Here is a 22946-nt window from a genome sequence, read left to right as displayed (position 1 = left end):
ACGGCAACTTTCTTCGCGTTTCTGGCGACCCGAGGTTTCCCCGCCGTGTGGCTGGGGAGGACGAATGCACACCCGCGATCACGCCGTCAGGCGATCGCACCCACCCGCCGCGCGTTCATCCGCACCGGCTGGGGGATCGCAGGTTCCACGGAGCGGCCTCAAGGCCGTATCGGCGTCATCACCGGAGCCAGTCGACCGGTACGGCGCAGCCGCTGGATCACCGCACCCTCCCACCGGGGAACGCTCGACCGCGCACGTCCGACACCGTTAGGGGGTCTGCCGCATGGACGCCTTCACCGCCGGAATCCTGCAGCGTATAAGGAACACCGAGCAGGATCTGCACCGCGCACTCGAGTCCGGGGACGATTTCCTGGCCGAGGTCGAACAGTCCGAACTGGACGACCTGCGCCGGATCGCCACCGACCACGGCATCGATCCGGTCCTCTCGCTGCCCCGCAGCGCCTGATCCGGCGCCCGCCGCCGCCCAAGCCACCTTCCGCGGCCGGCCGACCGGCCTCCGACAACTGATCCCCTGATCCCCGAGCAGGCGAGAGCCCCGGCGCAGCAAGCTGCGCCGGGGCTCTCGCCTTCCGCTCGGCCGGCTCCGGCAACCCCGTCGGGTCGGCCTGACCGACCTGACCGACCTGACCGACCTGACCGACCTGACCGGCCTGACCGGCCTGACCGGCCGACGTGCCGTCAGCCGATCCCGCGTCAGTCGTGCCAGGCGCCCAGTTCCTCCAGCCGGGACTGCAGCGGCTCGAAGACACCGGGTGCCGCGGCCACCACCAGCTCGCCGCCGGCCGGCCGGCCCACCCGGCCGCCGGTCAGCAGACCGGCCTCGCGGGCGATCAGGCCGCCGGCCGCCAGGTCCCAGGGGGCCAGGCCCCGCTCGTAGTAGCCGTCCAGGCGGCCCGCCGCCAGGTCGCACAGGTCGAGCGCGGCCGCTCCGCCGCGCCTGATGTCACGCACCTCGGGCATCAGGCGGTGCAGCACCTCGGCCTGGTGCACCCGGACCGGCTGCACGTAGTTGAAACCGGTGGCGACCAGCGCCTGGCCCCAGGGCGGCGCCGGACGCCCGGCCAGCGGACGGCCCTCGCGCTGCGCGCCGCGGCCCAGCACAGCCTGGAAGAGTTCGCCCCTGGCCGGCGCGTGGACCACCCCGACGACCACCTCGCCGTGGTACTCGGCAGCCACGCTCACGGCCCAGTTCGGCAGCCCGTAGAGGTAGTTGACCGTGCCGTCGAGCGGGTCGACGACCCAGCGCACGCCGCTGCCGCCGGCGCGCTCGGTGCCCTCCTCGCCGAGGTAGCCGTCCTGCGGGCGGCGTCCGGTGATCAGCTCCACGATCAGCTTCTCGGAGGCCAGGTCCATCTCGGTGACCACGTCGACCGGGCTGCTCTTGGTGGCCGCCACCCCGAGGTCGGCCGGGCGGCCGTCCCGCAGCAGGGCGCCGGCCTGCTGCGCGGCCTCCAGCGCGAGGGCGAGCAGGTCGTCGAGCAGGGCGGCGTCGGGCAGGATCTGGTCGGACACGGTGCTCCTTGTCAGCGGGGTCGGCGGTCGGCTTCCGGTGCGGCGCAGCTCAGGCCTGGGCGGCGGCCGGGCGGGGCGCGCGCGGGTTGGGGCAGCAGTCGACGGCGCACACGTCGTGACTGGCGCCGAGGGCGCCCAGGGCGCAGCGCCGGGGTGCCAGCCCGCGCTCGGTGGCCGCCCGCTCGAGCAGCAGCTCGCGCACGGCGGCCGTGAAGCGCGGGTCGGCGCCGACCGTGGCGGCCCGGGCGACCGGCAGGTCCAGCTCGGCGGCCTTGGCCACCGCCTCGGTGTCGAGGTCGTACTTGACCTCCATGTGGTCCGAAACGAACCCGATCGGGATCATCACGACGGCGGCGGCCCCGCTCTGCCGGCGCTCCGTCAGGTGGTCGCAGATGTCCGGCTCCAGCCACGGGATCTGCGGGGCACCGCTGCGTGACTGGTAGACCAGCTGCCAGGGGCGGTCCGCCACACCGGTGGCCTTGGCGACGGCGGCGACGATCAGCTCGGCCACGTCCAGGTGCTGGGCGACGTACGCGCCACCGGGCGTGCCGCGGGCCGGGTCGTCCGGGGCGCCGGAACTCATCGCCATCGCGGTGGGGATGGAGTGCGTGGTGAAGGCCAGCTCGGCGCGCTCGCGCAGCTCGGCGGGCAGTTCGGCCAGCGCGTCCAGGGTGGCCTCGATCATCGGCTCGACGAAGCCCGGGTGGTTGTAGAAGTGCCGCAGCTTGTCCACGGTCAGCACGGGGCGCCCCTCCTCGGCCAGCGTGGCGAGCGCGTCGGCCAGGTTCTCCCGGTACTGGCGGCAGCCCGAGTACCCCGCGTAGGCGCTGGTGGCCAGCACCGCGATCCGCCGGTGTCCGTCCTCGGCCAGCTCGCGCAGGGTGTCCACCAGGTACGGGGCCCAGTTCCGGTTGCCCCAGTAGACCGGCAGGTCGAGGCCGTGCGCGGCGAAGTCGGCCCGCAACGCGGCGAGCAGCTCGCGGTTCTGCGCGTTGATCGGGCTGACCCCGCCGAAGCCGAAGTAGTGCCGGCCGACCTCGACCAGCCGCTCCTTGGGGATGCCACGGCCCCGGGTGACGTTCTCCAGGAACGGGACCACGTCCTCGGGACCCTCGGGGCCGCCGAAGGAGAGCAGCAGCAGCGCGTCGTAGGGGGCGGCGGAGACCGGGCCGGGCTCGGTGCGGGTGTCGTCGGACATGGCACCGATCCTGCCACTGCGGGTCGGTGGGCCAGACGGGCAGGGCCGGGGCGGTCCGGCCCGTTTATTCCGTTTGCCAAGCTTCGTAAGCTGTCATGGCCATCCATGTTCCTTACGAAGCCCCTCGCCGACAGGGGCACGTCGGGAGCACCCCCGGAACTCCCCACCCCGGAGCGACCGTGCTGTCCAGCTACCGCCAGATATTCGCCGCCCCCGGCAGCCTCGCCTTCTCGGCCACCGGCTTCGTCTCCCGCCTGCCGATCTCGATGACCGGCATCGGGATCGTCACGATGCTCTCCCAGCTGCGCGGTTCCTACGGGCTGGCGGGCGCGGTCTCGGCGGTGATGGCGCTGGCGGCGGCGGTCATCGGGCCGCAGGTCTCCCGGCTGGTGGACCGGCACGGACAGCGCCGGGTCGCGCTGCCCGCCACCGCGGTGACCACGGTGTCCACCGTCGCCCTGCTGCTCTGCGCCCGATCCGGCGCCCCGGACTGGACGCTGTTCCTGTGCGCGATCGGGATGGGCACGATGGTGAGCACCGGTGCCCTGGTCCGGGCCCGCTGGGCACACCTCTACCGCCAGGACGCGGCCAAGCTGCACACGGCCTACGCGCTGGAGTCGGTGGTGGACGAGATCATCTTCATCGTCGGGCCGATCCTCTCGATCGGGCTGGCCACCTCGCTCTTCCCGGAGGCCGGGGTGCTGCTGGCCGGGATCCTGCTGGCGGTCGGGGTGCTGCTCTTCACCGGCCGGCGCGGCACCGAACCACCGGTGCACCAGGCGGCCCGCGAGGAGAGCGGCTCGGCGATCCGCTCGCCCGGGCTGCGGGTGCTGATGCTGACCTTCGTCGCCACCGGTGCGATCTTCGGCTCGGTCGAGGTGGTCACCGTGGCTTTCGCCCAGGCACAGGGGCACAAGGCGACCTCCAGCCTGGTGCTGGCCGTCTACGCGCTCGGCTCGGCGGTGGCCGGCACGATCTTCGGCACGCTGCGTCCGCGCCGCACGGCCGAACGGCGGTTCCAGCTCGGCGTCGGTGTGATGGCGGTGAGCATGCTGCCGCTGGCCCTGGCGGCGCTCTGGTGCACCGGCCTGGTCGGGCTGCTGGCGGTCGGCGGCGCGCTCTTCCTGTCCGGGCTCTCGATAGCCCCGACCATGATCACCGCGATGGGGCTGGTCGAGCGGCTGGTGCCGGCCGCCCAGCTGACCGAGGGAATGAGCTGGACCACCACCGGACTGGCCCTCGGGGTGGCGGGCGGCTCCTCGCTGGCCGGTTGGGTGGTGGACTCGGCCGGCGCCGCGGCCGGGTACCGGGTGCCGCTGACCGCGGCGGTCTTCGCGCTGCTGGTCGCCCTGGCCGGTGGACGCCGGCTGCGCCCGGCGACCGGCGCCGCCGCCCCGCAGGCGGTACCGGTCGGGCCCTGACACCGCTGGGCGCGTCACCCAACGGGTCGGGCAGGCGCAACCATGGACCATGCGCAGACCGGTGGCTAGGCTCCCTACCCACTGGTAACGCACCCGTCTCTGGGAGGCCTCCGCATGCCCGCCACCGTCACCGCCGGCCGCTGGACCAACTGGGCGGGCAACCAGAGCGCCGAACCCCGCCAGGTGGTGGCGCCCACCTCGGCCGAGGAGCTGGCCGAGGTGCTGCGGCAGGCCGCCGAGCGGGGCCGGACGGTCAAGGCGGTCGGCTCGGGCCACTCCTTCACCGCGATCGCCTCGGCCGACGACGGCGTGCTGGTGCGGCCCGAGGGGCTGACCGCCGTGCGCGAGCTGGACCGCGCGGCCGGGACGGTCACCGTCGAGGCCGGACTGCCGCTGGCCGAGCTCAACCGACTGCTGGCGGCGGCCGGCCTGTCGCTCACCAACATGGGCGACATCGACGTGCAGACCGTGGCCGGCGCGACCAGTGCCGGCACCCACGGCACCGGGCGGGACTCGGCCTCGCTGGCCGCGCAGATCAAGGCGCTGGAGATCGTGCTGGCCGACGGCACCGTGCGGCGCTGCTCGCCGACCGAGGACCCCGAGCTGTTCGCCGGGGCCCGGCTGGGGCTGGGCGCGCTCGGGGTGCTCAGCGCGATCACCTTCGGGGTCGAGCCGGCCTTCCTGCTGACGGCCCGTGAGCAGCCGATGCGCTTCGCCGAGGTGATCGGCTCCTTCGAGGAACTGAGCTCGGTCAACGAGCACTTCGAGTTCTACTGGTTCCCGCACACCGACCGGTGCAGCACCAAGCGCAACAACCGCAGCCAGGGGCCGGCCGCCCCGCTGCCCGGCTTCAAGGCCTGGCTGGAGGACGACTTCCTCTCCAACACGGTCTGGGAGGGCGCCTGCCGGATCGGCCGGGCCTTCCCCAGGAGCGTTCCGACCATAGCCGCGCTGGCCAGCCGGGCCTGGTCCGAGCGGACCTACACCGACACCGCGTACAAGGTCTTCACCAGCCCGCGCAAGGTGCGCTTCATCGAGATGGAGTACGCGGTGCCGCGGGCGGCGGCCACCGAGGTCCTGCGCGAGCTGAAGGCGCTGGTGGAACGGAACGACTGGCAGATCAGCTTCCCGGTGGAGGTGCGCTGCGCCCCCGCCGACGACCTGTGGCTCTCCACCGCGAGCGGCCGCGACACCGTCTACATCGCGGTGCACCTCTACCGGGGCACCGCCGAGCAGGGCTACTTCACCGCCGTCGAGCGGCTGATGACCGCCCATCAGGGCCGGCCGCACTGGGGCAAGCTGCACAGCCGGGACGCCGAGTACCTGGCCGGCGTCTACCCGCGCTTCAAGGACTTCACCGAGCTGCGCGACCGGGTCGATCCCGAGCGGCGGTTCGCCAACGCCTACCTGCGCCGGGTGTTGGGGGCCTGAGGCCCGGCCGGAGCTCGAAGCTCAGGGCGAGGCGGGCGCGCCCGGCGGGGTGGGCGTGGCCGCCTGGGTGGACGGAGTCGGTGCGGGCGGGCTCGAGGTCGGCGGCGTGCTCGGCGTCGGGGTCGGGCCGGCCGAGGTGACGGACTCGCTCGGGGTCGGCGACGGGCTCGGCGACGCGCCGCCGCCGGACGCCGAGGCGGCGGGCGAGGCCGACGGCGAGCCGGCCGGCCGGCTCGGGGTGCCGCCACCGCTCGGGCTCGGCGGTGCCGCCGGGACACCGCCGGCCGGCTTCCCCGGGGACGGGTCACTGTGCTTCGAACCGCCGGCCGGGAAGATCGAGGTGCCGCCGCCGTCCTGCCCGGTGGTCATCGAGTTCACGGTCCGCCCGGCGGCCAGCTCGACGATCAGGATCGGCGTCATGGCCAGCGCGAAGACCAGCACGGAGACCGCCGCGTAGGTCCGCCAGCTCCAGCGGCGCCGGGCCCGGAACACCTCGGAGTCGGTCCAGCCGGCCCGCTCGCCCTCGGCGTGCCACGCGGTCGGCAGCGCAGTGGTGTCGGTGAGCGGGACCTGGCGCAGTTCGTTCACCGCGCTGCCGGGGCCCCGCTCGGTCGCCTCCCGCAACTGCTCGCCGGTGCGCCGGAACAGGTGGTGGAAGACCGCGCCCCCGGTCGTGGCGCCGACGCTGACCACGGCAGCGCCGATGATGGTCCCGTACACCCCGAGCTCGGAGGCGAGCACCGCGCCGACCACGGCGGCGAGCGCGCTGGCGGCGACCTGGGCCAGGCTCAGGTCGATCCGGCGGGCGGCCCGCTGCTTCTCCTGCGGCATCGGAGCTCCTCACTGGGTCGTGGGCGGTCGGTATTTCGTCAGGTCGGCTCAGCAGACTCGTCGCGCTGTCCGATAAGCCCGCCTATTGTGCACAAAGAAGGACACAAGGGTCGAAAATCCGGTTTCTTCCAGTCGATATATGTGAAGATGATCACCGTCAGCTGATCGGTGGTCCGCCAACGGGGGCATCGCTCTTGAGATTCCCGTGAATCGCGGGAGACTTGAGCGGCGAGCCGCCCCTGTGGATGCCACGAATGGAGTACTGTTCGTGGAGTCTGAGCCTTCGGTCATCCTCTCGACTGCCCTCAACTACTGGCAGTCAGAACGACAACCTCGGCCCAGGCACGCACGGCGGCGCTCGACCCGAACCGTCGCTCCACATCCACGTGCGGGGAACGGCCGGGAATGTCTGACGCTGCGTCACGGAGAGCGACGCGGCAAACAGGCCACCGTGCCACAGCGGTGTCATCGGACGGAAGTCCGACACGCCGGAGAACTCTGCAAGGTTGTGGCAAGTCGCCAGTGGGCAGGCCACACTCAGTACGGGAGCAGCGACGCAGGTGACGTCGGCAGGCACCACCCGGGAGGTAACCGTGCCCGAACTGCGGGTTGTGGCCGTCAGCAACGACGGCACACGGCTGGTGCTCAAGGCTGCCGACAGCACGGAGTACACCCTCCCCATCGATGAGCGGCTGCGCGCCGCCATCCGCGGTGACCGCCCGCGCCTCGGCCAGATCGAGATCGAGGTCGAGAGCCACCTGCGGCCCCGGGACATCCAGGCGCGGATACGAGCAGGTGCCTCCGCCGAGGAGGTCGCCCAGGCCGCCGGCATCTCGGTGGACCGGGTGCGCCGCTTCGAGGGTCCGGTGCTGGCCGAGCGCGCCTTCATGGCCGAGCGCGCCCGCAAGACCCCGATCCGCCGACCCGGCGAGTCCACCGGCCCGCAGCTCGGGGAGGCCGTCGCCGAGCGCCTGGTGCTGCGCGCCGCCGAGAAGGACACCGAGCGCTGGGACTCCTGGCGGCGTGACGACGGCACCTGGGAGGTGGCCCTCTCCTACCGCTCGGACGGCGAGGGCCGCACCGCGAGTTGGACCTACGACCCGCCCCGGCGCCTGGTCCAGCCGAACGACGACGAGGCCCGCGCGCTGATCGGCGAGAGCGTCGAGCGCGAGGAGGAGTCGGTCTTCCCGTTCATCCCGCGGATCGCCCGGCTGCCCCAGGACCGCCCGCTGCGTCCGATGATCGAGCGGCCCTCGGCCGACCGGATCATGTCGGCGCCCGAGCGGCTGCCGGCCCGGGAGGCCGTCGCGGCCGCCGAGGCGCGGGATTCGCTGACCAGCCTGCTGGACGTGGTCCCGGCCTTCCGTGGCGACCTGACCGTGGGTCCCTCGACCATCGAGGCCGCCCCGGTGGAGGAGGGCCAGGAGGTCGAGGAGCCGGCCGCCGCGGCCGCCGCCCCGGCCGTCGGTGCCGGATCGGCGTACGCGGACATCCTGATGCCGCGCGCGGTCGCCCCGCACCGCGAGCGGCTGGTCGGCACCACCGACCGGCAGGCGGAGGCGGACGGCGTGCGGCCCGGACGGCGGGCCACCGTGCCCAGCTGGGACGAGATCGTCTTCGGCAGCCGCCGGAAGAAGCAGGACTGACGGAACGTCGGAACGAGGGTCGGCCACCCCGAGCGGGGTGGCCGACCCTCGTTGCCACGCCTGCTCAGCCCCGCTCGGCGCCGGTCGCCACCGGCCGCCGCGGGTCGTTCGACCACTCGCTCCACGAGCCCGGGTAGAGCGCCACCTGATGCCCCGCCACCGCGAGCGCCAGTGCCTGGTGCGCCGCCGTCACGCCCGAGCCGCAGTAGACGCCGACCCGCTGCCCCGCCACGCCCAGCGAGCGGAACCGCTCCGCCAGTTGCTCGGCCGGCTTGAAGCGGCCGTCCTCGGCGTTGTTCTCGAAGGTGGGCGCGCTGACCGCGCCGGGGATGTGACCGGCCTTCGGGTCCAGCGGCTCGACCTCGCCGCGGTAGCGCTCCACCGCCCGGGCGTCCAGCAGCAGGCCGCTGCGGGCCAGTTCGGCGGCCTGATCGCCGTCCAGCGTCGGCAGCCCGCCGGGGACCGGGGTGAAGTCGCCCTCGGCCGGCGCGGGCACCTCGGTGGTCTCCGCCGCTGCGGCCGCGCGCCAGGCGGCGATGCCGCCGTCCAGCACCCGGACATCCGGGTGGCCGGCCCAGCGCAGCACCCACCAGGCACGGGCGGCCGCGGTGGCCGGGCCGGCGTCGTAGACCACCACGGCGCGGTCGCCGCGCACTCCGGCCCGGCGCAGCGCCGCGCCGAGTGCCGCCGGGTCCGGCAGCGGGTGGCGGCCGCCGTGGGCGCCGGCCGGCGGTGCGGCCAACTCGCGGTCCAAGTCGACGAAGACCGCGCCGGGCAGGTGCCCCCGCGCGTACTCCGCGGCGCCGATCGAGCCGCCCGCGCCGCCCGAGCCGCCCGAACCGCCCTGGCCTGCGGTGGGTGCCGTGAGCTGCCAGCGGATGTCCAGCAGCACCGGCGGCCGCTCCCCGGCCAGCGCCTTCGCCAACTCCTCGACGGTGATCAGCGGTGAGACCGTGCCGGGGTCCAACTCGGAGGTGTTCTCCAGATCGTCCATGGACGCCATTGTGGTGCCTGAGCTGCCTCACTCACTCCGATGGCGGTCGCCAAGTGGCGCGCTGCGGTCCTTTGTGCGCTCTTTGCCATGATTTCCGCGCGGGCGCCCAGTCTGCCGCCCGCACAGGTGGCACCATCTGCCTGGGGCCCGAGCCGCCGGGCCGGGCGCCCGCGCGAGGAGGTCTGGGATGACGGCGGTGAAGGTCAAAGTGGCTCACGGCACGCCCTGCTGGGTAAGCCTGCTGGTCAATGATCTGGAGCGGGCCAAGGCGTTCTACGGTGCGCTGCTGGGGTGGAGCTTCACCCCCGGCCCCACCGAACTGGGCGCCTATGTGCGGGCCAGCCTGCAGGGGGCCAAGGTGGCCGGGATCGGGCTGGCGCCCCGGCAGCCGGCCCTGCCCACCGAGTGGACCACCTACTTCGCCGTGGACAACGCCGACGAGGTCTCGGCCCGGGTGCGCGAGTGCGGCGGCACCGTGGCGGTGGGCCCGCTGCAGTCCGAGGCGGCCGGTCGGCTGGCGGTGGCGGCCGACCTGTCCGGCGCCTTCTTCGGCCTGTGGGAGGGGCAGGACCACCTCGGCTGGGAGGTGGTCGGGGAACCCGGCGCGCCGGTCTGGAGCGAACTGGTCACCAATGACGAGCCGTTGGCCGCTGCCTTCTACGGCTCGGTGCTGGGACGCTCGGTGGTCGAGGCGGACCCTTCGGCGGTGGCCCGCGGCGAGGAGGACGCCACCCTGCGGGTGGAGGGGCACCGGGTCGCCGGGCTCAAGCAGACCACCGACCTGCGGGACGGCCCGCCGCGCTGGCGGATCTACTTCGCCGTCGCCGACGTGGATCTGACGGTCCGCCAGTGCCTGGCGCTGGGCGGCGCGCTGCTGGTGCAGGCGCACGACACGCCGTACGGCCGGGTGGCCAGGCTCGCCGACCCGGAGGGCGGGCGGTTCTCGGTGGTCAAGCTGCCCTAGCGGGCCCCGACTGCCGGGCGGTCCAGGGCGTCAGGAGCGCTCGAACGGCAGCACGTCCGGCGAGAGGGTGGCCGCCCGGGCGGTCGCGGCGGTGAGCCGGCGGCGGTGGTGACGGCGGCAGAGCACCTCGTAGCCGACCTCGTCCTCGCTGACCGTGACGTCGCCGACCACCACCTGCGGCCCCTCGACCACCATCACCCCGCCGACCGTGCGCGCGTTGTGGGTGGCCCTGGCGCCGCACCAGCAGAGCGCCTGGACCTGCAGGATCTCCACCCGGTCGGCCAGCTCGATCAGCCGTTGCGAGCCGGGGAAGAGCCGGGTGCGGAAGTCGGTGGTGATGCCGAAGGTGAAGACGTCGATGCCCAGCTCGTCCACCACCCGGGCCAACTGGTCGACCTGCTCGGCGGCGTAGAAGTTGGCCTCGTCGCAGATCAGGTAGTCGACCTTGCCGCCGGCCGAGAGCAACTGCACCACGTAGTGCTGGAAGTCGAAGCCCTCGGTCACCTCGACCGCCTCGGCGCGCAGGCCCAGCCGGCTGGAGATGGTGGAGGCGCCGGCCCGGTCGTGCCGGGCGAAGATGATCCCCTGCCGGCCGCGAGCGGCGTGGTTGTGGTTCATCTGCAACGCCAGGGTGGACTTGCCGCAGTCCATCGTGCCGGAGAAGAACACCAGATCAGCCATGGGTGAAGCGTGGGCCTTTCGTGAGCCGAGTGGTCAGCCGAGCGGTCCTCGGCCCGGCGGTCGTCAGGTGCGCCGTCGTCAGGTGCGCCGTTGTCAGGTGCGCGGTCGTCAGGTGCGCGGTCGTCAGGTGCGGACCTCGAGCAGCGGGACCAGCTGTTCGACAGGCGTCATCGAGCCGTGCAGCCCGACCATCGCGGACTCGCCCGGCTCGCTGCGCGAGGCGATCACCGCGACGTCGTCCCGGGCGGCGGCGACCACGTCGCCGATCCGGTGGTAGACCCGGTCGTCGACGGTCGGACCGAACCAGCCCGCCTCGATCGCCTGGTCCCTGGTGGCCACCCACATCCGGTCGCCGAGCACCTCGCTCCACACCGTGTGCACGTCGGCGGCCGCGCCCGGCACCGCGTAGACGTGGCGGGCCCGGGCCTCGCCGCCGAGCAGGGCCACGCCCGCGCTCAGCTCCCAGTCGTCGTCGAAGTCGATCCGGTCCTCGGGCGCGATGTCGATCATGCCGTGGTCGGCCGTGACGTACAGCGCCGAGCGGGCCGGCAACTGCTCGGCCAGCCGCTGGGCGAGGCGGTCGACGGTGTTCAGCATCATCCGCCACTCGTCCGAGTCCACCCCGTAGCGGTGGCCCATCCCATCCAGCTCGCTGACGTACGTGTAGACCAACGCGCGGTCGGTGGCTGCCAGCTGACGGGCCGCCAGGTCCATCCGCTCCTCGCCGGTGGTGCGGCCGAGGAACTCCCCGCCGGAGAGCGCGACCCGGGTCAGCGGGGTCTGCGCGAAGAGCGGCGAGGAGACCTGGCTGGCCGCGACACCCGCGGCGTGCACCCGCTCGAAGACGGTGGGGTAGGGCTGCCAGCTGTGCGGGTCGACCGGCGGCTGCCAGCGCAGCTGGTTCATCAGCACGTTGCGCCCGGGGATCGCCACCGAGTAGCCGGCCAGGCCGTGCAGGCCGGGCGGCAGCCCGGTGCCCACCGAGGCCAGCGAGGTCGCGGTGGTGGCCGGGAACCCGGCCGTCAGCGGGCGCCCGGAACCGCCGAGCGAGCCGCCCAGCAGCGAGTTCAGGAACGGGGCGTACTCGGGGTGACGGCGGATCAGCTCCCAGCCCAGGCCGTCCACCAGGAAGACGCAGACCCGGTCGGCCGGGGCGATCGGCAGCGTGCTGCGGAAGCCGGGCACGCCCATCCCCGCCGCCACCGAGGGCAGCAGGTCGCTGAGCGAGCCGCTGCCGTATCCGGGAGCGGGGGCCTGGGCCGGGTCGAGCAGTTGGAAGTCGTCGTGACCGTGCGGTGCGAGGGGCGACATCATCAGGGCTCTCAGGCCCTGCTGATGGTGGCCTCGGACAGCGCCCGGGCGAAGATCAGTGCCTGGGCCACCGTCTCGGGGCCGTCGCCGGCCTCGCTGACCCGCAACGACAGGTCGTCGGCGGTGGCGGAGCCGGTGTAGCCGTGGTCCGCCTCGCAGTTCGGGTCGGAGCAGCCGGCCGGCTCCAGGTCGATCCGCTGCACCGCGCCCCAGCCGATGGTCAGCACCACCTCGCGCGGCAGCCGGCCAGGGGTGTAGGTCTCCGGGTTGGCGACCATCCGGCTCAGCACCACCGAGCCGATCCGGTCCAGCCGCACGCTCTCGGTGGAGGTGGTCGCGTACGGCACCGGGCTGGTGGCGTCGGCGGTCTGCTCGTCGGTGTGGCTGACCACGAACCGGGTGGCCGTCAGCACCAGGACGGTGACATGCCGCCGGACCTCGTTGGCGTCGAAGGTGGTCTCCTGGTGGACCAGGTAGGAGGTGATCGGCTCGGGGCCCACCGCGGACTCCACGGCCTCGGACACCAGCGCGGGGTAGTAGCCGCTGCGCTCGATCGCCGAGCGCAGATCCTGCGTGGTGGTGGTACCGGTCTTCGCCATAACTCCATCCTGGCATGTCCCACCGACCCGGCGGGCTGGACTGCGCCGTCCGTCCGCGCGAACCGGAGGACCGGTCCTGGCGCGCGGGCGTAACCCAGGAAGGCTACAGGGTGCTCATGGCGCGCGGGCCCAGATCGCTGCGGACAGGCAGCGGCGCGAGCCGTACCTGGGCGGCCAGCACCGACAGCCCGTGCGGGGCGACCACCACCGGTTCGAGGTCCACCACGGCCACCTCCGGCAGGTCGTCGACGAGTTGGGAGACCCGCAGCAGCAGTTCCTCCAGCGCGCCGGTGTCCACCGGGTCGGCGCCCCGCCAGCCGAACAGCAGCGGGGCCGCCCGCACCTCGCGGACCAGCGCGGCCACCTCCAGGTCGGTGGCCGGGATCAGCCGGTGCGCCACGTCGCCGAGCAGCTCGGCCGGGGCGCCGGCCAGCCCGAAGGTGAGGATCGCGCCGGCCGCCGGGTCCACGCTCGCGCCGATCACCGTGTCCACCCCGCGCGCGGCCATCTTCTGCACCACCAGCCCGGCCCGCTGCGCGCCGCCGAGCAGCGCGGCCGCCTCGCGGTGCGCCCGGCGCAGCCCCTCCTCGTCGACCAGGTCCAGCCGGACGCTGCCCAGGTCGGGCCGGTGCCGCAGGTGGGCGGCCGTGGCCTTGAGCGCGACCGGGTAGCCGAACCGGGCCGCGGCGGCCACCGCCCGCTCCTCGTCGGGCGCGGGCAGCGCGCGGTGGACCTCGATGCCGTAGTGCCCGAGCAGCTCGGCGACCTGCTCCTCGGGAAGCCCGAACCGGGCGCCGCCGGGCTGGGTACGGGCCGCCTGGGCGGTGCGGGAGTCCAGGGCCAGCTCGACCAGGCGACGGGCGGCCCCCTCGTCGATCCGGTCGAGCTCGGGCACCCGGGCCGTCTGCTCGGCGCTCTCGGCGGTGCGCCGCCACTCGCCGTAGCGCACGGCGTGCGCCAGCGCGCGCACGGCGCGTTCGGGGGCCGGGTAGGCCGGGACCGGGTACTCACCCGCGCTCAGCACGGCCGGCAGGTCGGTGAGCGCGAGGTGGGTGAGCAGCAGCGGCTTGCCCAGCTGCCGGGCCATCGCCCCCGCGGCCAGCAGACCCTCGCCGATCGCCGGGTCGGTGGCGGGCAGCGCCGGTTCCTCACCGATCGCGATGCTCTGGGTGGTCAGCGGCGGGATGGCGACCGCGATCACCGCGTCCACGGCGCTGTCGCGCAGCGCGGTCTCCAGCGCCACCCGGAAGTGCTCGCCGGTGGCGGCCGTGGTCAGGTCCACCGGGGTGCCGGGGCGCAGGCCCGCGCTCAGGCAGGCGTCGTGGGTGAGCAGGCCGAGCGAGTCGGAATTGCCCACCACCGCCACCCGGTCGCCGGCCGGCAGCGGCTGGTCGGCCAGCAGCTCGCCGGTGTCGAAGAGGTCTGTGATGGTCTCCACCCGGACCACCCCGGCCTGCTGGAAGAGCGCGTCCACGGTGGCGTCGCGCAGGCCGCCCGCGGTCGGCGGCACCGCGTGCCCGGGCGGCAGGCTGCCGGTGTGCCGGGCCCCCTTGACCACCACGATCGGCTTGGCCAGCGCGAGCCGGCGGGCGATCCGGGTGAACTTGCGCGGGTTGCCGAAGGACTCCAGGTAGAGCAGCACCACGTCGGTGGCCTCGTCCTCCTCCCAGTACTGCAGCAGGTCGTTGCCGGAGACGTCGGCCCGGTTGCCCACCGAGGCGAAGGAGGAGACGCCGAGCCCGCGCCGGTGCGCCGCCTCCAGCAGCGCCACCCCGATCGCGCCGGACTGGCAGAAGATCCCGAACCGCCCGGCCGCCGGCAGCACCGGGGCGAGCGAGGCGTTGAGCGGGTGCTCGGGGTCGGTGCTCAGCAGGCCGAAGGCGTTCGGGCCGATCACCCGCATGCCGGCCGCCCGGGCCTGGCGGACCAGCGCACGCTGCCGCTCGCGGCCGGCCGCACCGGTCTCGGCGTAGCCGGCGGTCACCACCACCAGGCCGCGCACGCCGTGCGCACCGCAGTCGGCGACCACCGCGGGCACCGCCTCGACCGGGACGGCGAGCACCGCCAGATCCACCGGCCCCGGGATCTCCAGCACCGAGCGGTGCAGCGGCACGCCCTCCAGCTCGGCGCCGGGCGCGGCGGCGCTGTTCACCGCGTACAGCGGACCGGTGAAGCCGCCGCGCAACGCCCGCAGCAGCGCCCGCCCGGCCGAGTTCTCGGTCCGGGACACCCCGATCACCGCCACCGAACGGGGACTCAGCAGCCGCTGCACCGAGCGGGCTTCGGCGCGGTGCTCGCGGGCCCGCATCACCGCGAGCGAGGCGGCGGTGGGCTCCAGCTCGAACTTCAGGTGCACCACGCCGTCGGCGAAGCTGCGCTTCTGGGTGTACCCGGCGTCGGTGAAGACCTTGGTCATCTTCCGGTTCTCGGGCAGCACCTCGGCGACGAAGCGACGGATCCCGCGCTCCTGGGCGACCGCCGCGATGTGTTCGAGCAGCGCCGAGGCCACCCCGCGGCCCTGGTGGGCGTCCTGCACCAGGAACGCCACCTCGGCGTCCGTGCCCTGCTCGCTGGGGCGGCCCTGCTCGTCGATCCGGTCGTAGCGGACGGTGGCGATGAAGCGGTCACGGACCACCACGGCCAGCGCCACCCGGTCGACGAAGTCGTGGTGGGTGAAGCGCCGGACGTCCTTGTCGGAGAGCCGGGGGTAGGGGGCGAAGAAGCGGAAGTACTTCGACTGGTCGGAGACCTGGGCGTAGAACTCCACCAGGCGCTCGGCGTCGGCCGGCACGATCGGACGGATCCGGGCGGTGCCGCCGTCGCGCAGCAGGATGTCGGCCTCCCAGTGCTGGGGGTAGCCGGGGCCCTCGGCCGGCGCGGTTGCCGCAGTCGGCGCGGTCGGCCCGGCCGGCGCGGTCGGACGGGCTTGGGCCCGGGGGTCGTCCACACGGCCAGGCTATCCGTCGGCGGGCCCGATGGCGCCCGGCGTGCGCGGGCACGGCCGGACCTCACCGCACGGGGCCTCGCCAGTTGCGCGCGGAGCATGCCAGAATGGTCTAGACAACATGTCGAACAGCACCACCTGAAAGGCACGTCTCATGGCTGAGCGCCGCGTCACCATCGGTTGGCCCGAGGGCCTGCACGCCCGTCCCGCCTCCGTCTTCGTGCGGGCGACCGCCTCCCTCGGCGTGCCGGTCACCATCGCCAAGGCCGCCGGCGGCAACCCGGTCAACGCCGCCTCGATGCTCGGCCTGCTGGCCCTCGGCGCCGAGGGCGGCGAGGAGGTCGTGCTGGCCTCCGACGCCCCCGAGGCCGACGCCGCACTGGACCGCCTGGCCACCATGGTCGAGCAGGGCCTGGACGCGCTGCCCGAGGCGTGAGGCCCGCCACGGCCCTCCCACTCCGAAGGGGTGCCCCGATCGCCGCGGGGCACCCCTTCGGCACGCCACGACCCGATGCCACAATCGCCTGGTGCGCGAACTGACCATCGAGACCGCCGCCGAGCTGGGCGACCATCCGATCATCCGCTGGGCGGCCCAGGGCTTCGCCCCCCACATACGGGCCTTCACCCTGGACGGCGCGGTGGCAGTGGCCTCCCCCGCGCTCTCCGGCCGCGACCGGCTCGCCGTGCACGGCCCCGCCGAACCCGCCGCCCGACTGGTCCGCGCCGCACTGCGCGAGGTCGGACCCGGCTACCGACCGATCGGCGAGCGCGACCTGCTCGACTCGGTACTGGCCCGGATACCCGAGCTGCGGCCGGTGCCGCCGTTCTCCTGGATGGACCTGACCGGGCCCGCCGACCTGGCGGCGCCGCCACGCGCCCGCTGGCTGACCCCCGAGGAACTGCCCGAGGCCGCCGCCCTGCTCGACGAGGCGTTCCCCGACTCCTTCGCCCACCCCAACCGCCCCGGCGCCCGCGCCTGGGCCGGCGTCCGTGACGAGACCGGCCGCCTGACCGCCCTGGCCGCCGACGCCTGGAGCGCCCCCGACCTCGGCCTGCTGGCCGGCGTCGCCGCCCACCCGGTGCACGGCCGCGGCCGCGGCCACGCCGAAGCAGCCTGCCGGCTGGTCCTGGACAGCCTGCTGCGCCGCTGCGGCCGAGCCGCCCTGATGGTCGCCGACGCCAACCACGCCGCCATCCGCCTCTACGAACGCCTCGGCCTGCGCCGCCGGTTGGTCATGGCCACTCAGTTGCGGGAGGGTGCAAGCCTGAACTGACGGTACGTCAGTTCCGTGCCGAGCCGTGCAAGGCCGTGCAAAAGCGACCGACGGCTGACAGGCTGAGCGGATGGACCGTCAGGAACGCTCCCGCCTCGCCCACACCCACCACCCCATCACCGCCCCACTCACCGACGAGAGCGTGGCCGCGGTGCTGCGCCGGGCCGTCCGGCACGGGAACGAGCGAGTCCTGCACCTCGGCTGCGGCAGCGGCGCCTGGCTGCTGCGCGCACTGGCCGCCCACCTCGACCTGACCGCCGACGGGGTCGACCCGGACCCGGCCGCGCTGACCGAGGCCCGGATCGCCGCCGAACACCTCGGCGTGATCCGCCGCCTGGGCCTGCACCACAAGGCACCGGCCGAATTCACCCCGCCGCACCCCTACGACCTGGTGCTCTGCATCGGAGCCACCCCCGCCTTCGACACCCTGGCCGCCACCCTCAGCGCTGCCGACCACCACCTGTCCCCCGGCGGCACCCTGCTGCTCGGCACCGGCTACTGGCAGCGCCCACCCGACCGGGCAGCCCGCGAAAGCGTCGGCCACGACCTCGTCGACCTGCCCACCCTGACCGACCACCTCACCACCGCCGGCTGGCTCCCCGTCCACGGCCACACCAGCACCCGCGCCGAACTGGACGACTACGAGTGGTCCTGGTCCGGCGCCCTCACCGAATGGGCCCTGGACCACCCCGCCCACCCCGCCGCCACCGAGGCCACCCAGGCCGCCGCCGAGCACCGCACCGCCTGGCTGCGGGGGTACCGGGAGGCGTTCGGGTTCGTGACGCTGCTGCTGCGACGGGCGGAGTGAGCGGGCCGCAAGGGAACGACTGTTCGGATCAGTACACACCTTCGACTGAATGATGCTCAGTTCGATTCTCGTTGTGGGCAACTGCGCCGAATGCTGCGAGACATGGCCTACATCGATCTCCAGAACCCGGACCACGCCTACGCTTTCGGCTTCCTCCAGGCCGACGGGCACCTCTCTGAGCAGAGCCGCAATAGGGGACGGCTTGCAGTGGAGCTGGCAGCACGCGACGCCCCGCTCCTGGAGGCGTTCCAGCGGCTCTTCCCGGTGAAGAGCAGCATCGGGTACCGGACCCGCACGACGAACTTCTCCGCCAGGAGCGACACCGCCACCTGGACCGTCTGGGCGCTGGAGTTCCGGCAGGAGATCCGAGCTCTCGGCCTGCCGGTCGGCCGGAAGTCCCAGAGCATTGCCCCGCCCCAGGCTCCGCACTCCGAACCTGACTACCTGCGCGGGCTCATCGACGCCGACGGCTCGATCGGGCGCACGGCCCAAGACCTTCCGTTCGTCAGTCTGACCACAGCAAGCGACGCGATCATCTGGTACTTCAGCAACTACGTCAGGCAACTGACCGGCACCGTCCACACGCCGAATCGCAATCAGCGAGACCAGATCTACAACCTCATGTACACCATCGAGGATGCGGTGGAGCTGGCACGCACGCTCTACTATCCCGGCTGTCTGGCCCTGCCGAGAAAGCTCGCGGCCAGCGAGCACGTCATGGGATGGACACGGCCGCCCGGCTCGCGAAGGGTCCGCCGACAGACTTGGACGGCCGAGCAGGACCAGATCCTGCTCGGTGCCGCGACAATAACTCAGGCCGCAGCAGCACTCGACCGGTCCGAGCAGAGCTGCGCGATGCGCCGTTGGCGTCTGCTCGGACCGGCACGCCCCAGGGTGCGGTTTCCCTCACCCCGGAGTGAAGTCAGCCCTTGACGTTGATCACCTGCTTGAGCTGGGCGACGATCTCCACCAGATCACGCTGCTGCTCCATGACCTTCTCGATCGACTTGTAGGCCCCAGGAATCTCGTCCAGCACCCCGGCGTCCTTCCGGCACTCCACCCCCCGGGTCTGCTCCTCCAGGTCCCGCACCGTGAACCGCTTCTTGGCGGCGGTCCGACTCATCTTCCGACCCGCGCCGTGCGACGCTGAGTTGAACGCCGCCTCGTTACCCAGGCCACGAACGATGAACGAGCTGGTGCCCATCGAGCCCGGGATGATTCCGAAGTCGCCGGTGCCGGCCCGGATCGCGCCCTTGCGGGTGACCAGCAGGTCAAGTCCGTCGTAGCGCTCCTCCGCGACGTAGTTGTGGTGGCAGCTGATCTCCTGGTCGAAAGTGACCTTGGTGCGCGCGAACTCACGCCTGAGCACGTCCTTGAACAGTGCCATCATGACCGCGCGGTTGTTCTTGGCGTACTCCTGTGCCCAGTACAGGTCCTGCCGGTAAGCCGCCATCTGCGGGGTGTCCGAGATGAAGACGGCCAGGTCGCGGTCGACCAGCCCTTGGTTGTGCGGAAGCGAACGGGCGACCGTCATGTGGTGCTCCGCCAGTTCCTTGCCGATGTTGCGGGAGCCGGAGTGCAGCATCAGCCAGACAGCGCCGGAGAGATCTGTACAAACTTCAATCAGATGATTCCCCGAGCCCAGCGTCCCCATCTGCTGCATCGCCCGCTCGCGCCGCCACTTCACCTCCGGCGCCACGCCCTCGAACCGCTCCCAGAAGTCCTCCCATCCCGCCGTACGGAAGCCGTGCAGCGAACCCGGGTCCACCGGCTCGCTGTGCAGCCCCCGCCCGACCGGGATCGCCTGCTCGATCTTGGACCGCAGCCGGCTCAGGTCGTCCGGCAGGTCGCGGGCGTTGAGCGAGGTCTTGACCGCGCTCATGCCGCAGCCGATGTCCACGCCGACCGCGGCCGGGCAGACCGCGCCCTTCATGGCGATCACGGAACCCACGGTGGCGCCCTTGCCCAGGTGGACGTCCGGCATCACGGCCAGGCCGTGCAGCCACGGCAGGGTGGAGATGTTGCGCAGCTGCTGCATCGCCGCGCCTTCGACGGTGGCCGGGTCGGCCCACATCCGGATGGGGACCCGCGCGCCGGGTACTTCGGTGTACGACATGGTGAAACTGACCCCCAAAGGTCGACAGATCAAGCGTAGGACTGCCACGCGAAGCGTCCGGCGTGGCTCGGGAAGGCTGTGGAAAAGCCGGGGCCTGTGGAAACTCAGGCGGCGCGGCGGCGTCGGCGGGCCGAGGCGGCGCACGAGGACGGCCTCGGGGAGCGCAGGGCGCGGCTGCTGCGCCTGCCGGTTGGCTCGACCCGCATGATGACCGCCTCCTCTCGTTCACTCGGCTGTTCGCTCGACCGGTCCGTTCGACCGGTGCTATCAACCCACAGAGCGGCGCAGGCGTGCAACGCAAATACGCGGGAGGCCTGGCGGGCATGCCCGCCAGGCCTCCTGATCAGGGGTCAGCCTCAGTTGGCGACCACGGTGACCTCGCCGATGCCCAGCTCCTTGACCTCGTCCGCGATCACCGAGGCGTCGCCGACCAGCACCGTCACCAGGCGCTCGGGCGGGAAGGCGGCGACCACGGCTTCGGTGGCGGCGGCCGTGTCGAGGGCGGCCAGCAGCCGGTAGACCTCGGCCTGGTAGTCGTCGGGCAGGTGCTGCTCGACCTGGTCGGCCAGGGTGGCGGCGACCGAGCCGGCCGTCTCGTACTTCAGCGGGGCGACGCCGACCAGGAACTGCACGGCCTCCTCGCGCTCGCTGTCGGTGAGGCCCTCGGCCGCCAGGGTGCGCAGGATGGTCCAGGTGTCGGCGAGCGCGGGGGCGGTGGAGGCGGTGTCCACCGAGCCGCTGATCGCCAGCAGGGCCCGGCCTGAGCCGTCCGCGTTGGAGCGCAGCGGCTGGGCGAAGGCCCGCACGCCGTAGGTGTAGCCCTTCTCCTCGCGCAGCACCTTGTCCAGCCGGGAGGTCAGGGTGCCGCCCAGGCAGTAGGTGCCGAGGATCTGCGCGGCCCAGTCGGGGTCGTGGCGGTCGGGGCCGATCCGGCCGATCAGCACCTGGGTCTGCACCGAGCCGGGCCGATCCACGATGATCACCCGGCCGCGGTCGTCGGCGGTGACCGCGGCGGCGGTGCTGGGCTCGGCCTTCTCGCCGGTCCAGCGGCCCAGGGTTGACTCCAGCATGGCCGGCAGGTCGACGCCGGTGAGGTCGCCGACGACCACCAGGGTGGCGGTGGTGGGACGGACGTGCGCGGCGTAGAAGGCCTGGACGGCCGCGCGGTCGATCCCCTTGACGGTCTCGGCGGTGCCGGAGCGGGGCCGGGAGAGCCGGTCGGCGGCGGCGAACAGGTCGGCGTAGAGCGCCTTTGCGGCGCGCCGGGCCGGGTTGGCCTGCTCGTGGACGATCTCGTCCAGCCGGTTGGCGACCAGTCGCTCGATCTCGTCGGCGGGCAGCGCGGGTGCCCGCAGCGCGTCGGCGAGCAGCGTCAGGCCACGCTCCAGGCGGGAGGCGGGAACCTCCAGGATGACCCGGATGCAGGGGTGGTCGGCGTGCGCGTCCAGGGTGGCGCCGGCGCGCTCCAACTCGCCGGCGAACTCCTCGGCGGTGAGCGTGTCGGTGCCCTCGCTGAGCGCCCGGGCCAGGATGGTGGCCACCCCGTCCAGGCCCTCGGGCTCGGCGGCGAGCGGTGCGTCGAGCAGCACCTCGATGGCGACCAGCTGCTGGCCGGGGCGGTCGCAGTGCAGCACCGTCAGGCCGTTGGCCAGGGCGAGGCGATCGGGTGCGGGGAACGCCCAGGGGGTGGGCGTGCCGGGCTCCGGCTGCGGGTGGAAGGTCATGGCGGGAACGTAGGCGCTCATGCGGCGTCCTCCTCGGCAGCGTCGTTGGCAGCGGCTGTGTCGGGCAGCGGCTCGTAGACCAGGACCGCTCGGTTGTCGGGGCGCAGTCGGGCGGCGGCGACCGCCTTGACCTCCTCGGCGGTGACGTCGAGCACCTTGCCGAGGGCGCTGTTGACCAGCTTGGGGTCGCCGAACAGGACGGCGTAGCGGCAGAGTTCGTCGGCCCGGCCGGCGACGGTGGTGAGCCGGTCGAGCCACTCGCGCTCGATCTGGGCCTGGGCGCGCTCGAGTTCCTCGGCGGTGGGGCCGTCGGTGGCGAACCTGGCCAGTTCCTCGTCGACGGCGAGTTCGATCTGCTGGATGGTGGCCTCGCCGGAGGTCTTGACGTCCAGCCAGCCGAGCGAGGGGGCGCCGGCCAGTCGCAGCAGGCCGAAGCCGGCCGAGACGGCGGTGCGGTCGCGGCGGACCAGGCGGTTGTAGAGGCGGCTGGACTCGCCGGAGCCGAGCACGGTGAGGGCCAGGTCGGCGGCGTCGGCCTCGCGGCTGCCGTCGTGCGGCAGGCGGTAGGCGGCCATCAGCGCGCGGGACGGGACCTCCTCCTCGATCAGCTCGCGGACCTCCTGGCCCATGGTCTCGGGCAGCGTGCCGTCGCGCGGCGGCTGCTTGCCGTCGTGGGCGGGGATGCTGCCGAAGTACTTCTCGACCCAGGCGATGGTCTGCTCCGGGTCGATGTCGCCGACCACCGAGAGCACCGCGTTGTTGGGCGCGTAGTAGGTGCGGAAGAACGTCCGGGCGTCCTCCAGGGTGGCGGCGTCCAGGTCGGCCATCGAGCCGATCGGGGTGTGGTGGTACGGGTGTTCGCCGGGGAAGGAGAGTGCGGTGAGCTTCTCGAAGGCGGTGCCGTAGGGGACGTTGTCGTAGCGCTGGCGGCGCTCGTTCTTGACCACGTCGCGCTGGTTCTCCATCGACGCGTCGTCGAGGGCGGCCAGCAGCGAGCCCATCCGGTCGGCCTCCAGCCAGAGGGCGAGCTCCAACTGGTGGGTGGGCATGGTCTCGAAGTAGTTGGTGCGCTCGAAGCTGGTGGTGCCGTTGAGCGAGCCGCCGGCCCCCTGGACCAGCTCGAAGTGCCCGTTGTTGGAGACGTTGGCGGAGCCCTGGAACATCAGGTGCTCGAAGAGGTGCGCCAGCCCGGTGCGGCCCTTCACCTCGTGGCGGGAGCCCACGTCGTACCAGAGGCAGACGGCGGCCACCGGGGTGAGGTGGTCCTCGGAGAGCACCACGCGCAGGCCGTTGGCCAGGCGGTGCTCGGTGATGGCGATGCCTCCGTTGTCGGAGGCGGGGGCCGGGTTGGCCATGCGCTCGGATCCTTCCCGTCAGGTTGGTCAGGGGTCTCTACCGCCCCCATTGTGGTGCAACGCGTACGGTGCCGGGATGAGTCCGCGCGCGCTGCCCGTTCGCCACCGGCGGAAGC

At 73.2% G+C, this 22946-nt stretch carries 20 protein-coding genes; 9 read left to right on the top strand and 11 right to left on the bottom strand.

All coding sequences use genetic code 11. The annotated features are described in order from the left end of the window. The first annotated feature begins 283 nt into the window (after positions 1-283). On the top strand, positions 284-466 hold the full coding sequence (locus tag ABH937_RS27005) for a hypothetical protein (protein WP_280694946.1): 183 nt from the start codon (positions 284-286) through the stop codon (positions 464-466). Between the two features lie 248 nt (positions 467-714). On the opposite strand, the gene ABH937_RS27000 is transcribed toward ABH937_RS27005, so the two are convergent. Together ABH937_RS27000 and ABH937_RS26995 are read right to left on the bottom strand one after the other, a co-directional pair. Continuing rightward, positions 715-1518, bottom strand: a complete 804-nt coding sequence (locus ABH937_RS27000; RefSeq protein WP_280694954.1) for an inositol monophosphatase family protein — start codon at positions 1516-1518, stop codon at positions 715-717. Between the two features lie 64 nt (positions 1519-1582). Beyond that, entirely contained in the window at positions 1583-2731 is a 1149-nt protein-coding gene (locus ABH937_RS26995; RefSeq protein ID WP_370219759.1) for a ferrochelatase, read from the bottom strand. A gap of 179 nt (positions 2732-2910) precedes the next feature. Between ABH937_RS26995 and ABH937_RS26990 the strand changes: the two genes are divergently transcribed. Together ABH937_RS26990 and ABH937_RS26985 are read left to right on the top strand one after the other, a co-directional pair. Beyond that, positions 2911-4152 (top strand): MFS transporter, encoded by a 1242-nt coding sequence (locus ABH937_RS26990; protein ID WP_280694948.1) that lies wholly within the window; start codon positions 2911-2913, stop codon positions 4150-4152. Positions 4153-4266: 114 nt separating this feature from the next. Beyond that, positions 4267-5583, top strand: coding sequence for a D-arabinono-1,4-lactone oxidase (locus ABH937_RS26985; protein ID WP_370219758.1), 1317 nt, complete (start codon positions 4267-4269; stop codon positions 5581-5583). 21 nt (positions 5584-5604) lie between these two features. Here ABH937_RS26985 and ABH937_RS26980 read toward each other — a convergent pair whose 3' ends face one another. Beyond that, positions 5605-6414: a hypothetical protein gene (locus tag ABH937_RS26980; protein ID WP_370219757.1), complete on the bottom strand. Its 810-nt coding sequence runs from the start codon at positions 6412-6414 to the stop codon at positions 5605-5607. Between the two features lie 560 nt (positions 6415-6974). Between ABH937_RS26980 and sepH the strand changes: the two genes are divergently transcribed. Next, positions 6975-8060, top strand: a complete 1086-nt coding sequence (gene sepH / locus ABH937_RS26975; RefSeq protein ID WP_280694951.1) for a septation protein SepH — start codon at positions 6975-6977, stop codon at positions 8058-8060. A gap of 64 nt (positions 8061-8124) precedes the next feature. On the opposite strand, the gene ABH937_RS26970 is transcribed toward sepH, so the two are convergent. Next, on the bottom strand, positions 8125-9054 hold the full coding sequence (locus ABH937_RS26970) for a sulfurtransferase (RefSeq protein WP_370219756.1): 930 nt from the start codon (positions 9052-9054) through the stop codon (positions 8125-8127). A gap of 187 nt (positions 9055-9241) precedes the next feature. On the opposite strand from ABH937_RS26970, the gene ABH937_RS26965 reads away from it, so the two are divergent. Further along, positions 9242-10018, top strand: coding sequence for a VOC family protein (locus ABH937_RS26965; RefSeq protein WP_370219755.1), 777 nt, complete (start codon positions 9242-9244; stop codon positions 10016-10018). Positions 10019-10048: 30 nt separating this feature from the next. On the opposite strand, the gene ABH937_RS26960 is transcribed toward ABH937_RS26965, so the two are convergent. The 4 genes from ABH937_RS26960 to ABH937_RS26945 form a co-directional block, all read right to left on the bottom strand. Beyond that, positions 10049-10699, bottom strand: coding sequence for a thymidine kinase (locus ABH937_RS26960; RefSeq protein ID WP_370219754.1), 651 nt, complete (start codon positions 10697-10699; stop codon positions 10049-10051). A 123-nt stretch (positions 10700-10822) separates the two neighbouring features. After that, positions 10823-12013 carry an alkaline phosphatase family protein gene (locus ABH937_RS26955; RefSeq protein WP_370219753.1) on the bottom strand — a complete coding sequence of 397 codons (1191 nt, stop codon included), beginning with the start codon at positions 12011-12013 and terminating at the stop codon, positions 10823-10825. Positions 12014-12021: 8 nt separating this feature from the next. Beyond that, a complete protein-coding gene (locus tag ABH937_RS26950) occupies positions 12022-12609 on the bottom strand; it encodes a DUF5998 family protein (protein ID WP_280693698.1) in 588 nt (195 codons plus the stop codon). 103 nt (positions 12610-12712) lie between these two features. After that, a complete protein-coding gene (locus ABH937_RS26945; RefSeq protein ID WP_370219764.1) occupies positions 12713-15442 on the bottom strand; it encodes a GNAT family N-acetyltransferase in 2730 nt (909 codons plus the stop codon). 265 nt (positions 15443-15707) lie between these two features. Between ABH937_RS26945 and ABH937_RS26940 the strand changes: the two genes are divergently transcribed. The 4 genes from ABH937_RS26940 to ABH937_RS26925 all read left to right on the top strand — a co-directional run bounded on the left by ABH937_RS26940 (position 15708) and on the right by ABH937_RS26925 (position 18568). Beyond that, positions 15708-15989, top strand: coding sequence for an HPr family phosphocarrier protein (locus ABH937_RS26940; RefSeq protein WP_280693699.1), 282 nt, complete (start codon positions 15708-15710; stop codon positions 15987-15989). A gap of 91 nt (positions 15990-16080) precedes the next feature. Continuing rightward, the gene (locus ABH937_RS26935; RefSeq protein ID WP_370219752.1) at positions 16081-16827 is read left to right on the top strand and encodes a GNAT family N-acetyltransferase; all 747 of its coding nucleotides are present in this window, start codon (positions 16081-16083) and stop codon (positions 16825-16827) included. 70 nt (positions 16828-16897) lie between these two features. Continuing rightward, entirely contained in the window at positions 16898-17635 is a 738-nt protein-coding gene (locus tag ABH937_RS26930) for a class I SAM-dependent methyltransferase (RefSeq protein WP_370219751.1), read from the top strand. A 102-nt stretch (positions 17636-17737) separates the two neighbouring features. Beyond that, a complete protein-coding gene (locus ABH937_RS26925) occupies positions 17738-18568 on the top strand; it encodes an LAGLIDADG family homing endonuclease (RefSeq protein ID WP_280693702.1) in 831 nt (276 codons plus the stop codon). Here ABH937_RS26925 and ABH937_RS26920 read toward each other — a convergent pair. The 3 genes from ABH937_RS26920 to ABH937_RS26910 all read right to left on the bottom strand — a co-directional run bounded on the left by ABH937_RS26920 (position 18558) and on the right by ABH937_RS26910 (position 22830). After that, positions 18558-19751 (bottom strand): RtcB family protein, encoded by a 1194-nt coding sequence (locus ABH937_RS26920; RefSeq protein ID WP_280693703.1) that lies wholly within the window; start codon positions 19749-19751, stop codon positions 18558-18560. The genes ABH937_RS26925 and ABH937_RS26920 overlap by 11 nt on opposite strands. Positions 19752-20107: 356 nt before the next feature. Beyond that, the gene (locus tag ABH937_RS26915) at positions 20108-21475 is read right to left on the bottom strand and encodes a M16 family metallopeptidase (protein WP_370146929.1); all 1368 of its coding nucleotides are present in this window, start codon (positions 21473-21475) and stop codon (positions 20108-20110) included. A gap of 17 nt (positions 21476-21492) precedes the next feature. Further along, positions 21493-22830: a pitrilysin family protein gene (locus ABH937_RS26910; protein WP_280693705.1), complete on the bottom strand. Its 1338-nt coding sequence runs from the start codon at positions 22828-22830 to the stop codon at positions 21493-21495. Positions 22831-22946 lie beyond the last annotated feature (116 nt).

Source organism: Kitasatospora sp. GAS1066B (assembly GCF_041262605.1).
Taxonomy (GTDB): Bacteria; Actinomycetota; Actinomycetes; order Streptomycetales; family Streptomycetaceae; genus Kitasatospora.
This window is presented reverse-complemented; position numbering and strand designations above follow the sequence as displayed.

What these genes read in the sequence shown, in the direction of transcription:
- ABH937_RS27005 (WP_280694946.1), top strand. Translation starts at nt 284, where the DNA reads ATGGACGCCTTCACCGCCGGAATCCTGCAGCGTATAAGGAACACCGAG.
- ABH937_RS26995 (WP_370219759.1), bottom strand. Translation starts at nt 2,731, where the DNA reads ATGTCCGACGACACCCGCACCGAGCCCGGCCCGGTCTCCGCCGCCCCC.
- ABH937_RS26985 (WP_370219758.1), top strand. Translation starts at nt 4,267, where the DNA reads ATGCCCGCCACCGTCACCGCCGGCCGCTGGACCAACTGGGCGGGCAAC.
- ABH937_RS26980 (WP_370219757.1), bottom strand. Translation starts at nt 6,414, where the DNA reads ATGCCGCAGGAGAAGCAGCGGGCCGCCCGCCGGATCGACCTGAGCCTG.
- ABH937_RS26970 (WP_370219756.1), bottom strand. Translation starts at nt 9,054, where the DNA reads ATGGACGATCTGGAGAACACCTCCGAGTTGGACCCCGGCACGGTCTCA.
- ABH937_RS26965 (WP_370219755.1), top strand. Translation starts at nt 9,242, where the DNA reads ATGACGGCGGTGAAGGTCAAAGTGGCTCACGGCACGCCCTGCTGGGTA.
- ABH937_RS26960 (WP_370219754.1), bottom strand. Translation starts at nt 10,699, where the DNA reads ATGGCTGATCTGGTGTTCTTCTCCGGCACGATGGACTGCGGCAAGTCC.
- ABH937_RS26955 (WP_370219753.1), bottom strand. Translation starts at nt 12,013, where the DNA reads ATGATGTCGCCCCTCGCACCGCACGGTCACGACGACTTCCAACTGCTC.
- ABH937_RS26950 (WP_280693698.1), bottom strand. Translation starts at nt 12,609, where the DNA reads ATGGCGAAGACCGGTACCACCACCACGCAGGATCTGCGCTCGGCGATC.
- ABH937_RS26940 (WP_280693699.1), top strand. Translation starts at nt 15,708, where the DNA reads ATGGCTGAGCGCCGCGTCACCATCGGTTGGCCCGAGGGCCTGCACGCC.
- ABH937_RS26930 (WP_370219751.1), top strand. Translation starts at nt 16,898, where the DNA reads ATGGACCGTCAGGAACGCTCCCGCCTCGCCCACACCCACCACCCCATC.
- ABH937_RS26925 (WP_280693702.1), top strand. Translation starts at nt 17,738, where the DNA reads ATGGCCTACATCGATCTCCAGAACCCGGACCACGCCTACGCTTTCGGC.
- ABH937_RS26920 (WP_280693703.1), bottom strand. Translation starts at nt 19,751, where the DNA reads ATGTCGTACACCGAAGTACCCGGCGCGCGGGTCCCCATCCGGATGTGG.
- ABH937_RS26915 (WP_370146929.1), bottom strand. Translation starts at nt 21,475, where the DNA reads ATGACCTTCCACCCGCAGCCGGAGCCCGGCACGCCCACCCCCTGGGCG.
- ABH937_RS26910 (WP_280693705.1), bottom strand. Translation starts at nt 22,830, where the DNA reads ATGGCCAACCCGGCCCCCGCCTCCGACAACGGAGGCATCGCCATCACC.